We start from the raw sequence: 14,249 nt of genomic DNA on the forward strand, positions 1-14,249 counted from the left end.
GGGCTGTCATTCAAGAGAGGTGACCAGTGCGGGCCCGGCGGGCAGCGAGGCGGCGGACGGGAGCGCGGTCGGGAGTGCGGGTGGGAATGCAGGTGGGCGTGCCGGTGGAACAGAGGCCGACCACCAGCCCCCCAGCGCCTGGTAAAGCGCCACGGTGTTCGTGTAGCGGCCGGCCTGGGCCTGCACCCGGGCCAGGCTGGCCTGCTGGCAGGCCTGCTCGGCCAGGATCAGGTCCGCCTGGGTGGCGGCGCCCAGCGCCCGTTGGCGGCGGGCCATGGCCAGGCTTTTCTGTGCCGCGGCTTCGGCCGCGCTGGCGGCGCGCAGGGCCTGCGCGCCGCTGACAATGGCTTGCAAGGTGTCGGCCGTGTTCTGGAACGCCGTCAGCACGGTGCTGCGGTACTGGGCCTCGGCCTGTGCGTAGGCGGCCTCTGCCGCGCGCTGCTGGTGCAGCAGTGCACCGCCTCGAAAGACCGGCTGCGCCAGGTTGGCGCCGACCGACCAGAAGCCGCCGCTGCGCAAGAGCTGCGACATGTCGAGCGCAGAGCTGCCCAGCGAGGCGCTCAGCGTGATGCTGGGCAGCCGCGCGGCCACCGCCACCCCCACCTGAGCGCTGGCGGCCTGCCACTGGGCCAGGGCGGCGCGCACGTCGGGCCTTTGCTCGACCAGGCGGGAGGGCAAGCTGAGTGGCAGCTCCCGCGGCAAGGTCAGGCTGGCCAGATCGAGTGGCGTCTGTTGCATCTCACTGGGCAGGCGCCCGAGCAGGACCGCAAGGCGGTTGGTTTGCTCTGACAACTGCCTTTCCAGGGAGGGCAGCGCGGCTTGTGCCTGCGCCAGAGCGGCCTCCTGCGCAGCGATGTCGGCGCCACTAGCCTGGCCCGCACGGTGTTGGCGGCGGGCGATGTCGAGCAAGCGGTCCGCCAGCCCGATGAGCTGGTGCGTGGCGGCCAGTTGGGCGCGCAGCGAGGCCTGCTCGAACGCCGCGCCCACGACGCTGGCCACCAGGGTCTGGTAGACGGCCTCACGCTCGAAGGTGCGCACGTCCGCCGCTGCCGTCAGGGCTTCGACCTGGCGTCGGTTGGCGCCAAACACATCGGGCACGTAGCCGACGCTCAGTTGCGCGGTGCGCAAGGTGTAGAGCGTGGTGTCCGAATCCGCCAGCGGGCCGGAGAGCGTGCTGGACACCCGCTGGCGCGTCGAGTTCAGGCCGATGTCGGCGCTGGGCCAATAGGCCCCGCGCTGTGCGGCCACCGACTCGTGTGCCGCACGCAGTGCCGCCTGCGCGGCCTGCAGGTCGGGGTTGGCCTGCAGGGCCGCGGCCACCAGCTCATCGAGCGCCGGCGAGCCAAAGGCCTTCCACCATTGCGAGGGCACCTGCTGCCCCGGCGCGAATCGCTGGGCCAGGCCGGCAGGCCCGGGGGCCGACTCGGTCTGGGCGGGCAGCGGCTGCGCACCGTAGGTGGTGGTGGCCGGGTCGGCCGGGCGCTGGAAATCCGGGCCGACGGTGCAGCCGCCGGTGGCCAGCAGGGCGCAGAGCGCCAGACAGGGTTTCAGGCCATTCATGGGGCGGCTCCTGGGTCCACGGGGGCGGGCGCGCCGGCCTGGCGGCGCGCGATGCGGTCTTCGATCAGGTGGTAGAGCGCCGGCAGCAGGGCCAGCGTCAGGACAGTGGCGCTCAGCAGCCCGCCGACCACCACGGTAGCCAGCGGCCGTTGCACATCGCTGCCCAGGCCGGTGGCCAGCATGGCGGGCGTGAGGCCGATGGCGGCCACCGTGGCCGTCATCAACACCGGGCGCATGCGGCTGCGGGCCCCCTCACGCACGGCGTCGAGCAGCGGCCTGCCCTCCTCGGTGCGCAGGCCATTGATCTGCGCAATCATCAGCACGCCATTGAGCACGGCCACACCGAACAAGGCAATGAAGCCGACCGCGCTGGAGACGTTGAGCGTCATGCCGCGCAGGTGCAGGGCCGCCAGGCCGCCCAGCATCGCCAAGGGCACCGTGGCCAGCACCAGCAGCGGTTGCCGCAGGTTGCGGAAGGCGCCAAACAGCAGCAGGAACATGATGCCCAGCGTCATCGGCGCGATCATGGCCAGGCGGGCTTCGGCCCGCTCCAGGTTCTCGAACTGGCCACCCCACTGGATCTGGATGCGACGGGGGTCCAGGCGGACCTCATGCCGGATGGCGTCCTGGGCCTCGGCCAGAAAGTGCGACAGGTCACGCCCACGCACGTTCAGGCGCACGATGATGTTGCGGCGGCCCATCTCGCGCACGATCACGCTCTCGCCCGAGGTGGTGCCGATGCGCGCCACGTCCGACAGCGGAACCCGCTCGCCGCCGGGGGCGGCCAGGGGCAGGTTGCCGATGGCCTCGGGGCTGGCGCGCAGGCGCTCTGGAAAGCGGGCCGTCATGTCGTAGCTCTTTTCACCGAGGTATAGCTGGCCGATCGGTGCCCCCCCGATGCCGGTGGCGATCAGGTCGGCCACATCGGCGGCGTTGACGCCGCGCCGGGCCGCCGCCGCGCGGTCGAGTTCGATCTTCAGGTTGGGCAGCGGGGGCTCGACGTCCACCGCAATGTCGGCGGCCCCGGGCACCCGGCGCAGCACCTGGGCCACCTGGTTGGCAACGCCGCGTACCTCGCCCAGATCGTCGCCGAAGACCTTGACGGTCAGGTCGCCGTGGGCGCCTGAGAGCTTGTCCTGTACGCCGTCGATCATCGGCTGCATGAAGGCCACCGTGTAGCCCGGCATCTGCGCATAGCGCTCGGCCAGCTGCGCGATCAGCGCCTGCTTGCTGAGGCCCGATGCCCAGCTTTTGTAGGGGTGCAGGCCCACGCTGGCCTCGATGTGCGAGGGTGTCCAGTAGTCGGTGCCGTCGTCATTGCGCCCGGTCTGGGTCACCACGTAGGCCACCTCGGGAAACGCCAGGGTGGCCCGGCGCAACTCGCCGGCCATGGCCGAGGCCTTGTCGAGGGTGATGCCGGGCGGCATCTGCACCTGAAGCCACAACGAGCCCTCGTCCAGGTAGGGCAAAAAGTCGCGGCCCAGCGTCGCCAACAGCCCCCCCAGCACCAGGGTGGCGGTCACGCACGCGGCGATCACCCACCTTGTCTTGCCAAGCGCCAGCGTCAGAAAGCGGGCGTAGCGCGCGGTCAGGGCCTCGAGCACCGGGTTGTGGAACACCGGGCCCGGCTTGCGCAGCGCCAGCCAGGCCAGGCCTGGGATCAAGGCCAGCGCCACCACCAAGGCACCGGCCAGGGCAGCACCGACGGCATAGGCCATCGGCGAGAACAGCTTGTATTCGATGCGCTGGAAGGCGAACAGGGGCAGGTAGGCACAGGCGATCACGGCCATGCCAAAGGCGATCGGCCGGGCAACCTGCAAGGTGGCTTGGATGGCGTCCTGCGCCGTCAGCGCGCGCTCCTGGCTTTCCTCACGCCGGCGCAGCATGTTCTCGACCAGCACCACCGAGCCATCGACCAAGATGCCGAAGTCGATGGCCCCCAGCGAGAGCAGGTTGGCCGGGATGTTGAAGTGGTGCATGAAGACAAAGGCGATCAGCAGCGACAGCGGAATCGTCAGTGCCACGATGGCGGCAGCCCGCGGGCGGCCCAGAAACAGCAGCAACACCAGGCTGACCAGCACCATGCCCTCGGTCAGGGTGCTGCCCACGGTGTGCAGCGTGGCCTCAATCAGCGAGGTGCGATCGAGGTAGGCGACCACCCGCACATCCTTGGGCAGCAGCTTGTCATTGAGTTCGGCCACGGCCTGGTGCACGCCCGCCAGCGCACTCGAGGGGTTGTGGCCCTTGAGCAGCAAGACCACGCCCGAGATCGTGTCGGCCTGGTCATCCTTGCCGAGGATGCCTCGGCGCTCGACGTTGCCGTAGTCGAGGGCGCCCAGATCCTTGATCAGCACCGGCACACCGTGATCGGTCTTGACCACCACGTTGCCCATGTCGGCCAGCGAGCGCAGCAGACCCACACCGCGCACCACATAGCTCTGTTCGCCGCGGTCGATGACGCTGCCGCCGCCGTTGGCGTTGTTGGCCGTGATGGCGTCCTTGACCTGCTGCAGCGTGAGGTCGTACTGGCGCAGTCGGGCCGGGTCGAGTTCCAGCATGAACTGGGTGGTCAGGCCGCCAAAATTGCTCACGTCCACCACGCCAGCCACCTTCTTCAGGTGGGGGATCACGGTCCAGAACTGCAGATCGGACAGCTCGCGCAGGCTGCGTGTCTTCGATTCGAGCGTGTAGCGGTAGATCTCGCCGATCGGCGAGGTGTAAGGGTCCAGACCGGGCTTGGCGCCGTAGGGCAGGTTCACATCGTTGATGCGCTCCTGCAGGCGCTGACGCGACCAGTAACCCTCGACACCATCGTCGAAGACGACGGTGATCAGCGACAGGGCAAACAGGCTGCGCGAGCGCAGCACATGCATGCCGGGCGTGCCCAGCAGCGCACGCTCCAGCGGGATGGTGATCTGCTGCTCCACCTCCTCGGCGGCCAGGCCCGGAACCTGGGTGACGATCTGCGAGCTAACGTCGGCGATGTCGGGATAGGCCTCGACCGGCAGCTGCTTCCAGCTCCAGACGCCGTACAGCGCAACGAACGCAAACACCAGCCAGACAATGCCACGGCGGTGAAAGCAGGTGCGGACGAAATCTTCAATCATTGAGCAGCACTCCGTCCTGAACCACGATGCGCTCGCCCGCCTTCAGCCCCGACAGCACTTCGACCCATGCGCCCGCCGTCGATCCGACGGCCACGATGCGGGATTCATAGCGAAACGGTGACTGCTCGACGAACACCCGGGTGTAGAGCCCGCTTTGCAACAGCGCCGTCGCCGGCACCAGCAGCGCGGGGTGGCTGGCACCGGCCAGGCTCACGCGGGCAAACATGCCCGGCTTGAAGCGGCCCTGGCGGTTGTCGATGGCCACCCGCACGCGCGCCGTGCGGGTGGCCGGGTCCAGCAGATCGCCCACGTACTTCACCTGGCCCTCGAAGGCCTGGCCTTCGTAGGCGTTGAACGCGATGCGCGCGCTCTGCCCCACCCGCACGCGGGGAATGTCCTTCTCCGGCACGCTGGCGGACAGCCAGACGGTGGACAGGTCCGCGATGGTCATGATCGAGGCATTGCTGTCGTTCCAGTAGCTGCCTTGCGCGCCGTTCATGTCGACCACCCGGCCCGAAATGGGCGAGCGCAGCACGTATTCACGCCGTGACGGCGCACCGGCCGGGGCACCGAGTTGCGCCAGCCGGTCGGCCGTGGCCCGAACATCGCTTTGCGCCACGGCCAGAGCCTGCTGGGCCTGCTCGTAGTCCTTGCGGGCGGAGATGTCCTCGTCCAGCAGCGCCTTCTGGCGCTCAAGTTCGAGGCGCGCCTGGACCCAGGCCGCCTGGGCTTTGGCATGGTCGTTGTGTGCCGAACCCAGGTCGGGGGAGTCGAGGGTGACCAGGGCCTCGCCCGCGCTGACCGCGTCGCCCAGCTGCCGGTGCAGCCGGGTGATGCGCCCGGCCAGAGGCGGGGTCAGCTTCACCAGCTTTTCGGGCATGGCCTCGACCACGGCGGGTGCATCGATCACCTGGGCGTAGGGCTGTTGTTCCACGCGTTCGAGCCGCAGGCTCTGACGCAGCGGTGATGCCTCGGGCACGAACACCACGCGGCCTTCGCGTTGAAGCGTGGCCCCCTCCCCCGCCCGTGCCGGCGGGGCGGGGTCTTGCGATGCATCGCAGGCCGACAGCGATGCGATGCAAAAGGTGGTGATGACGGCTAGAACAATCTTCATGGCGAGATTCCGTGGAGAACACAGGTGAGGGGTGCGGTGGGGCCGGCCCGCCCGCTGTGCCCCGGACGGGCGCAGCCAGGACACCCGGGCCAGGGTTGGCCAGGGGTCAGGCAGGGGTTGGTCCGAAGAGGCTTGGGACGGCGGAAGGCCGCAGCGAAATGGGGCCCGGTGCGGCAGGGCGGCCCCGGGCGGGGGCTAGCGCACGCGCACGAGGGGCGAGGCCGGCAGTGCCAAGGCGCCGCCGAACGCATCGCGGTACCCAGCGTCTTGCGCCTCGTGCAAGCGGCGGCGCGCGGCGTGAGGCAGGTGCTTCAGCACCTGGAGGGCCTCCGCTGCCACAAGCATGGGCAATGCTTCGGCAATCACCCGGCCGGACAAATCGGCGAGCGCGTTCGCAAAGGCCCGGCTGCCGTGCGAAGCCAGCAGCTGGTGCAAGACGGTGGGACGGTGGCAGGCGATGGCGACGCGCAGCTCACGCACAAGCGCGTCGTCGGGGCGGAAGAAGCTGAACAGCATGATGGGGGCCTCCTGGGGCCCACCGGCCCTCAGGCGCCCCCTGCACTCAGGTGCGCGAGGTCCTCGAGGCGGTGGCCCGATACTTGATGAGATTCATGAACATGGGGGAAAGGGCAACGGGCGCGTGCGCGCACCTACTGGGGTCGGGGTCCATCGGCTTTCTCCTTTTCAACAATCGATCTGTGAAGGGCCGGGCACCGGGGCACCGACATGGCATCAAGCGCATCGGCCGCAGCCGGCATGCTCGCTGTGTGGCAGGCCGGACAGGCGCTGACAACAGGGTGAATTGTCCCCGGCGGGTGGCGCGAAGGCCAGCCTGCATTGGGATGGCCGCCACCTACTGCGGCATCGCGCGCCTATACCAAGGTATAGCGAAGGCGCCAGGCCGGCCCGGGGTGGGTGGGGCTGGCCCTGCAAGACGCCCGGGGGGCGCAGTTCGGGCATGCGCTGCGCCTAGGGCGTCTCTCGCTGAGCTTGTTGGTAGGCGCTCAGTTCGCCCAGCTTGATGCCTTCGGGTGCCTGACCGTTTTTGGCGTGCCCGATGCGCTGAGAGCGGTAGATGCCTGTGGCCCCGGAGCACAGGTAGCTCACGGTGCAGGCCAGGGCGGCATAGACCCCGATCTCCGAGCCGAACAGCTCCATCGCCATCAAGGTCGATGCGATGGGGGTGTTGGCCGCACCGGCGAAGACGGCCACGAAGCCGATGCCGGCGAGCAGCGCCACCGGCAGGTGAAACAGGGGCGCCAGCGCATTGCCCAGTGTGGCCCCGATGTAGAACAAGGGCGTGACCTCGCCCCCCTTGAAGCCGGTGCCCAAAGAGGCCACCGTGAAGGCCATCTTGGCGGCGAAATCGTAAGGGGCCAGCGGCTGCTGGAAGGCCTGCACAATGGTCGGGATGCCCAACCCGATGTAGTGCTCAGCGTCCAGAAACCACGCGGCCGAGGCCACCAGAACGCCCCCCAGAAGCGGCCTGAGGGGCGCATAGTGCACCTGCTTCTTGACCCAGGCACTCAGGGCGTGGGTGGCCTCCGCAAAGACCTTGCCGGTGAGCCCGAACAGCGCGCCCGCGATCACCATCACCACCAACGGCCACAGGGCGATGGGGCCCACCTCCGGGATGCTGTAGTGGGTGTGGTGAACACCCCAGAGCAGCCCGACCTGGTCAGCCACGATGGCCGCCACCGCACAAGGGAACAAGGCCTCGTAGCGCATGCGCCCGATGGCCAGCACCTCCAGCCCGAAGACCGCGCCCGCCAAGGGGGTGCCGAACACGGAAGCAAAGCCCGCACTGATGCCGGCCATGAGGACGATGCGGCGGTCCTCGTGCTGGAGTTTGAAGACACGGGTGAACTGGTCAGCCAGTGCGCCCCCCATCTGGACCGCCGTCCCCTCCCGCCCCACCGAAGCCCCAAACAGGTGGGACACCACCGTGCCGACGAACACCAGCGGCGCCATGCGCAGCGGGATGATCTTCTGGGGGTCGTGGATTTCGTCGATGAGCAGGTTGTTGCCCGCCTCGACATGCCGGCCCAGGCGCAGGTACAGCCAGCCCACCCCAAAGCCCCCCAGAGGCAGCAGCCAGATCAGCCAGCGGTGGGCGACACGGGCATGGGTGGCCCAGTCAAGCGCCAAAAGAAAAACGGCGGAAGCCGAGCCCGCCAGCGCGGCCACGGCGCTGGCCAGAAACAGCCATTGACCCAGGAAGGGCAGCAGCTCAAAAAATTCGGGGCGTTTGGAAAGTTTCATGGACGTCCTGTTGTCTGTGTAGCGAAAGCACGATCAGACCCGGACGTGTGGCAATGGCGCGGACTTCGAGAAATTTCGAGGACGCAGGCCTACATCACCCCCCGCCGGGAATGCATGTAGGCATCATCAGCACCCCTGCCCGCAGGCAGGAGGCGGTTATGGAGGAATGCCATCTCCACTGCGCAAATGTTACCAGCACATCGGCCAGCGCGGCGCCAATCCCGGCCTGGCGTGCTCAGGTTCTCGGCTTCGCAAGGGCTCAGCTGTTTTGCCGCCGGTACAAGGATGGCGACACGCCATGCCAGCGCTTGAAGGCCTGGGAAAAGCTCGACAGGTCTGCATAGCCCAGCCGTTCGGCAATGGCCGATATCGACAGCGATCGGTCGCCCAGCAATTGGGCCGCTTCGTCGGACTGTGCTGACGCCATGAGGGCCCGGAACGATGTGCCCTCGCCCCGCAAGCGGCGCCTCAGGGTGCGTTGGCTGGTGCTGGTGATGTCGGCCAGGCGGCTGATGGTGGGGCGCTCGTGCTGTGGCGTGCTGGCCATCACCTGCCGCACCAGGGTGGTGGTGCCGGCGCGCACCCTGCGGCGTTCGAGCAACTGGGTGCACATCTCGTCGCACATGGCGGCAGAGGTGGGGTTGGCGCTGGGCAGCTTGTGCGCCAGCCACGCCACGTCGAACGCCAGACCGTAGCCGGTCGCCCCATAGCTCAGGGGCGCCCCACCCAGGGCGGTGAGGCTGGCCGAGGGCCGAAACGCCCGCCCCCGCCCGGCGGGCAGCTCGATGCGGCGCAGCGAAAAGTGCGGGCCGCCCAATTCGCACATCAGCGTGGCGGCAGCGGCCAGGTCTCGCTCCACCAGGAAGCGGCTCAAGCCGGTGGCCAGCTCGGGGGGACGCAATCGCAGCCAGCAGGTGTCGGCCTCGGTCCCCGGCTGGAGGCCTTCCTCGATGACCGAGTAGGCATAGGTGAGCTGCACAAAGCGCAGCGCACGCAACAGGGCATCGCCCAGGGTCGCGCTGCACACCAGGCCGTAGCCCCACAGCCCGAAGGTGGAAAAGCGGTAGCACTGCCCCACCTCCAGCCCCAGCCCGGGTGGGTGGCGCAACAGGCGCAGCAGGTTCTCGACCACCTTCAACTCCTGGGTAGCTGCGAGCTCGGTGTTCGGGTCATCGAGTTGGCTGGGGGAGATCTTGCTGCCCGCCAACAACTCATGCGCGGAAAGCCCCCGATGCTGACCGAAGTCGAGCAGCAATCGAACACTTGCCGGCCCGCGGGCGAAGTTCCAGAAGCTCATCAGGTGTTTCCCGTAGCCAGTTGCCAATGGCCGAAATAATAAAGTTTCTGGCCGAAAGAAGCATAGGCATTTGCCGGGTTGACGCCGAACATGGCGCTACCTTGGAGGCACATCGAAGCCCCATGGGCACGCCGCACCGACAACAACAAAGCCCCCGGAGACACACCATGACCTCGCCTGACAGCCGCAGCACGGCCCCTCTTTCCGCCCTCATCATCGGCACCGGCTTTGCCGGCCTGGGGATGGCCATCGCCCTGCGCAAGGCGGGGATCCACGACTTTCTGATCGTGGAGAAGTCTCAGGACGTGGGCGGCGTGTGGCGTGACAACGCCTACCCAGGCGCGGCCTGCGATGTGCCCTCGCACCTGTACTCGTTCTCTTTCGAGCCCAACCCCCATTGGTCACGCGTGTTTGCGCCGCAGGCCGAGATCCATGCCTATCTGCGGCACTGCGCCACCCGGTACGAGCTGCATCAGCACATCCGATTTGGCTGCGAAGTGGCCTCCGCGGCTTACGACGAAGGGACTTGCCTGTGGCGGGTCACCCTGACCGATGGCCGGGTCTTCAACTGCACATGGCTCATCAGCGGCAACGGCCAGCTGAGCCGCCCGGCCCTGCCGGCGCTGGAGGGCCTGGCGAGCTTCAAGGGGCCCAGCTTTCACTCAGCGCACTGGGACCACGCCGTGCCGCTGGCGGGCCGACGCGTGGCCGTGGTGGGCACGGGGGCCTCGGCCATCCAGTTCGTGCCGGCCATCGCGCCGCAGGCAGGCAGCTTGCATGTGTTCCAGCGCTCACCGGCGTACATGATGCCCAGGCCGGATCGGCCCTACAGCCCGTTTGAGAAGCAACTGTTCCGCGTCGTGCCCGGCGCGGCTGCGCTGCACCGGGCCTGGATCTACCTGAAGTACGAGTCGCGGGCCCTGGCGTTCACGCGCTTCAAGGGCTTGATGAAGGGGGCCGTGGGCGCGCCCTTCCAGCGCATGCTGATGGCCCAGGTGCCTCAGGCCGATCTGCGCCAGCAACTGACGCCTGACTACCCCATCGGGTGCAAACGCATCCTGCTGAGCAGCGAGTACCTGGCCACCATAGCCCGACCCAACGTCAAGCTGCACACCACAGGCATCCGGCGCGTGCACCCGGACAGCATCGAGACCCTGGATGGCCAGCGCCACCCGGTCGATGTGATCGTGTACGGCACCGGCTTTGCCGCGACCCAGTTCCTGTCGCCCATGCGCATCACCGGAAAGGCCGGCCTGGACCTGAACGAGGCCTGGCGCGACGGCGCGGCGGCCTACCTGGGGATGACGGTGGCCGGGTTCCCCAACTTCTTCATGCTGTATGGGCCCAACACCAACCTGGGCCACAACTCGATCGTCTACATGATCGAGAGCCAGATCGCCCATGTGATGCGCTGCATCCGCGCCGCGCGGCGTGTGGGGGCCGCCGCCATCGAGGTGGATGCCCGCCGCTACCGCGCGCATGCCCAGCAGATGCGGGAGGCCCTGCGTCGCACGGTGTGGAACGGCTGCACCACCTGGTACACCGATGCCAACGGCAACAGCACCACCAACTGGCCCGGCTTCACCTTCACCTACCGCTGGCAGACGCGCCATTCCAGCCTGGCGGCCTACCGCTTCGAACGGCCGCGCGGCCCCGGCCTGGGTGTGGCCGTGGCGCCCCCGCAGAGCTCCCTCGAAAGCATCCAGGCCCACTGGCTGCGGCAGTTCTTGCGGGTCAGCTTCCGCACCCTGATCGGCCCGCCTTTCGGCCCACGCCTGCAGCGCGGCGTGGTGGCCTTGTTGTCGCCCCTCATGCCGGGCGTGGGTGGGGTGCTGAGCAAGCGGCGCACCTTGGGGCGTGTGCCGACCCAGGTGGTGGCCCCCGAGCGGGGCGACATCGGAACAGCGGTGCTGTACCTGCACGGGGGGGCCTTTTGCCTGGGCGGCCCGACAAGCCACCGCAGCATCACCACCCGCCTGGCACGCGATGGCGGCTTCACCGTTCATGTGCCGGACTATCGCCTGGCGCCTGAGCACCCCCACCCCGCCCCCCTGGAGGATGCGCTTGCCGCTTACGAGGGCTTGCTTCAACTGGGTTGGCCGGCCCAGTGCATCGTGCTGGCGGGCGACTCGGCCGGCGGGGCCCTGGCGCTGTCATTGGCACAGGCCTTGAAGCAACGCGGCCAGCCGCTGCCTGCGGCCATGCTGCTCATCTCGCCCGTGGTCGATACCACGCTGGCCACCGCCAAGGCGGCCGCCCCGCACGTGCGCGACCCCATGCTGAGAATGGGCTGGCTGGAACAGGGCTTGCGCTGGCATGGCGCGCCCCCCGCGGTGCCGAGCGTGGACGACCTGGCCGGGCTGCCGCCCCTGCTGCTGCAGGTCGGCGATCAGGAACTGCTGTTGGCGGATGCCGAACTGCTGGCCAGGCGCGCCCAAGCTGCCGGCGTGGCGTGCACCCTGGAGGTCTACCAGGGGCGCTGGCATGTGTTCCATCTTCAGGCCGCCTACCTGGCTTCTGCACGGGCCGCCTTGCAGAGCATGATCCGGTTTGCCCAGGCCCATGGTCAGGCCCGGCCCGCCAGGGCGCAGGACAGCGGCAGCTGCCGGGACTCAGGGCCGGCGCCCCGGGCCTGAATCCAGCGGCGTCAGAACGCCATCTGCAAACCCGCCACCCATTGCCGGGCCATTCCGGGGATCACCGTCAGCGCGCCCCATGAGGCGGTGTAGTAGGTCTGGTTGAACAGGTTGTGCACGTCCAGCGTCAGCCGGGTGCGCTTGTCGAGCTGCCAATAGGCGGTGGCCCTGACGGTGGTGTAGGCTGGCAGTCGATACGTATCGGTCGAGGTGCCGGTGCGCTCGCCCACATGAACCAGACCGGCGCCGAGGCCGTAGCGACCGCCGCCCACCGGGGCCTGGTCTTCACGGATGGCAAACAGGCCGGCGCTCACACGCGGCACGTTGAGGACCCGCTTGCCCTGCAACGCGGGGTTGTTGTCGCGGGTGACCACCGCATCGGTGTAGGCCATGTTGGCCGTCATGCGCCAGTGCCGATCCACCTGGCCCGCCAGATCCATCTCAAGACCCTGGCTGCGGATCTCCCCTGCCGCGACGCTGAAGTTGGCGTTTGTCGGGCTGCGGGTCAGCACATTGCTCTTGCGGATGTCGAACAGCGCCAGGCTCGCGCTCAGGCCTTGATCGGCTGACTGCCACTTGGCGCCCAGCTCCAGAGCCTGGCCTTTCTGGGGATCGAATGCCTGGCCATTTTCATCCGTGCCGGCGTTGGGGCGGAACGTGCGCCCGGCAGAGGCATACACCGAGGTGTTCGCATTGATCAGGTAGCTCACACCGAGGCGGGGGGTGGCGGCCGAGTGGTTCTGAACCTGGCGCGTGCCGAGCAGTCGATTGACGCTGTCCTGGTGGAAGCGGTCAACGCGCAGGCCGGCCAGCAACTTCCATTGGGCGCTCAGGTCGATCTGATCCTGGACGAAGAGGCCGGTCGCCTTTTGCTGATCACCCAGGTCGTAGCCAGGCGTCAGGTTGCCGGGCGCCTGGTTGTAGACGGGGTTGTAGATGTTGATGGCAAAGGGCTGCTGACTCAGGTTCGAGTAGCGGATGTCCTGCGCGGTGCTCAGGCGCCAGGTCTCCACCCCGGTCAGAAGCGTATGGGTGTAGCCCCCCAGCTGCAGCTTTCCTTCGATCTCGGTCTGCAGAGACACGTCTCGGGCGGGCAAGCTTCTCCAACTGTCTCTGCGGGTCAGCGTTCGACCGTCCGCAGCCAGCGATCCGACCAGATCGATCGCCGAACCATAGAACTGGGTGTCGCGGTACGAGGCGCCGGTCCGGCTCCTCCAGCCGTTGCCGAAATCGTGATCCAGCGTGAGCTGGTGGGTGTCGCCATTGACATGCAGGTTGGAGCGGCTGGGATCGCCGAGGTAGCGGTCAGAAGGCAAGGCGCCGACATTGCCGTTGACCTGGATGATGCCCCGGTCCAGGGGCGTGCGTATGCGGATGAACTCAGCTTCGTAGTTCAGGATGGTGTTCGGACCCAGGTTCACGGTGACGGCCGGGGCCACCACCATTTTGCTGTTGTCCACCAGCGAGCTGCGGCTGGCGCCATCCTCGGCCGCGATGTTCAGCCGGTAGGCCACGGCAGAGTTGATCGGCCCGGTGCTGTCCAGGGTGGCCCGCCGATAGCCCAATCCACCCGCCTGGACGCCCACCTTGTGGGCCGGCGTGAACTGCGGCTTCTTGGTGACCACGTTGAGCGTGCCCCCTGGCTCGCTGCTGCCGTACAAGGCTGCGGCTGGGCCTTTGAGAAATTCGATGCGCTCCACCGACGCCATGTCGCGCTGCGGCCCGTAACCCCGGTTGGAGGCAAAGCCGTTGAGAAGTTGGCCCCCGTCGGTGTTGCTGAAACCGCGGATAGCGTAGTTGTCCCAAGTGCCCCCGAAGTCGTTCAGGCGGGTGATGCCGCTCACGAAATCCACGGTGTCGGCCAACCGTGTGGCGCCCAGATCTTCCATGAGCTGCTGGGGCACGACCCTGACGGATTGGGGGGTTTCCAACAAGGGGGTGTCGGTGCGCGTGGCGGCCGTGTTAGCCCGAGCGCCTTGATAGCCCCGGCTGCTGCGGCCCTCCTGGATCTGGACCTCCTTCAGGGATGACACAGAGCGCTCGTCCTGGGCCTCTTCGGCCTGAGCGGATGCGTTGGCCGCAGCGCACCATCCGCAGGCCAGAAGAGCGGCATGGGCGATCAATCTGCGCGATGGAAGCGGGCTGCGAAAGCTTGGGGTGGCAACGGAGAAACGATGTGAAATCACACGTGGCATGAGGAACGGGGATCAGGGTTGAGTGACACCAGAGGCCCGGGCCTCTGCGCAAGGCCGTGATCATAGTTCAAATAAAAA

General features: G+C 68.0%; 8 protein-coding genes and 1 riboswitch. Of the genes, 1 reads left to right on the forward strand and 7 read right to left on the reverse strand.

Annotated elements, in window-relative coordinates; all coding sequences use genetic code 11:
* Positions 1-6: 6 nt before the first annotated feature.
* The 6 genes from F624_RS0126560 to F624_RS0126590 all read right to left on the reverse strand — a co-directional run bounded on the left by F624_RS0126560 (position 7) and on the right by F624_RS0126590 (position 9,340).
* Positions 7-1,560: an efflux transporter outer membrane subunit gene (locus F624_RS0126560; RefSeq protein ID WP_019577426.1), complete on the reverse strand. Its 1,554-nt coding sequence runs from the start codon at positions 1,558-1,560 to the stop codon at positions 7-9.
* The gene (locus F624_RS0126565; RefSeq protein ID WP_019577427.1) at positions 1,557-4,667 is read right to left on the reverse strand and encodes an efflux RND transporter permease subunit; all 3,111 of its coding nucleotides are present in this window, start codon (positions 4,665-4,667) and stop codon (positions 1,557-1,559) included. The genes F624_RS0126560 and F624_RS0126565 overlap by 4 nt, the downstream gene beginning before the upstream one ends.
* Positions 4,660-5,781 carry an efflux RND transporter periplasmic adaptor subunit gene (locus F624_RS0126570; protein ID WP_019577428.1) on the reverse strand — a complete coding sequence of 374 codons (1,122 nt, stop codon included), beginning with the start codon at positions 5,779-5,781 and terminating at the stop codon, positions 4,660-4,662. The genes F624_RS0126565 and F624_RS0126570 overlap by 8 nt, the downstream gene beginning before the upstream one ends.
* Positions 5,782-5,976: 195 nt before the next feature.
* Positions 5,977-6,297: a hypothetical protein gene (locus tag F624_RS32885; RefSeq protein WP_019577429.1), complete on the reverse strand. Its 321-nt coding sequence runs from the start codon at positions 6,295-6,297 to the stop codon at positions 5,977-5,979.
* A 453-nt stretch (positions 6,298-6,750) separates the two neighbouring features.
* Positions 6,751-8,043, reverse strand: a complete 1,293-nt coding sequence (locus F624_RS0126585) for a voltage-gated chloride channel family protein (RefSeq protein ID WP_019577431.1) — start codon at positions 8,041-8,043, stop codon at positions 6,751-6,753.
* 110 nt (positions 8,044-8,153) lie between these two features.
* A riboswitch (Fluoride riboswitch) is annotated at positions 8,154-8,229 on the reverse strand.
* A 73-nt stretch (positions 8,230-8,302) separates the two neighbouring features.
* On the reverse strand, positions 8,303-9,340 hold the full coding sequence (locus F624_RS0126590) for an AraC family transcriptional regulator (protein ID WP_031256392.1): 1,038 nt from the start codon (positions 9,338-9,340) through the stop codon (positions 8,303-8,305).
* 167 nt (positions 9,341-9,507) lie between these two features.
* Here F624_RS0126590 and F624_RS0126595 point away from each other — a divergent pair, with 167 nt between their 5' ends.
* A complete protein-coding gene (locus F624_RS0126595; protein ID WP_019577433.1) occupies positions 9,508-11,976 on the forward strand; it encodes an alpha/beta hydrolase fold domain-containing protein in 2,469 nt (822 codons plus the stop codon).
* Positions 11,977-11,987: 11 nt separating this feature from the next.
* Here the strand turns inward: F624_RS0126595 and F624_RS0126600 are convergent, their stop codons facing one another.
* A complete protein-coding gene (locus tag F624_RS0126600; RefSeq protein WP_031256394.1) occupies positions 11,988-14,171 on the reverse strand; it encodes a TonB-dependent siderophore receptor in 2,184 nt (727 codons plus the stop codon).
* Positions 14,172-14,249: the final 78 nt, after the last annotated feature.

This window comes from Curvibacter lanceolatus ATCC 14669 (genome assembly GCF_000381265.1).
GTDB classification, from domain to species: domain Bacteria; phylum Pseudomonadota; class Gammaproteobacteria; order Burkholderiales; family Burkholderiaceae_C; genus Curvibacter; species Curvibacter lanceolatus.

Excerpts from the sequence above, each read along its gene's own strand:
- F624_RS0126560 (WP_019577426.1), bottom strand. The coding sequence starts at position 1,560 with ATGAATGGCCTGAAACCCTGTCTGGCGCTCTGCGCCCTGCTGGCCACC.
- F624_RS0126565 (WP_019577427.1), bottom strand. The coding sequence starts at position 4,667 with ATGATTGAAGATTTCGTCCGCACCTGCTTTCACCGCCGTGGCATTGTC.
- F624_RS0126570 (WP_019577428.1), bottom strand. The coding sequence starts at position 5,781 with ATGAAGATTGTTCTAGCCGTCATCACCACCTTTTGCATCGCATCGCTG.
- F624_RS32885 (WP_019577429.1), bottom strand. The coding sequence starts at position 6,297 with ATGCTGTTCAGCTTCTTCCGCCCCGACGACGCGCTTGTGCGTGAGCTG.
- F624_RS0126585 (WP_019577431.1), bottom strand. The coding sequence starts at position 8,043 with ATGAAACTTTCCAAACGCCCCGAATTTTTTGAGCTGCTGCCCTTCCTG.
- F624_RS0126590 (WP_031256392.1), bottom strand. The coding sequence starts at position 9,340 with ATGAGCTTCTGGAACTTCGCCCGCGGGCCGGCAAGTGTTCGATTGCTG.
- F624_RS0126595 (WP_019577433.1), top strand. The coding sequence starts at position 9,508 with ATGACCTCGCCTGACAGCCGCAGCACGGCCCCTCTTTCCGCCCTCATC.
- F624_RS0126600 (WP_031256394.1), bottom strand. The coding sequence starts at position 14,171 with ATGCCACGTGTGATTTCACATCGTTTCTCCGTTGCCACCCCAAGCTTT.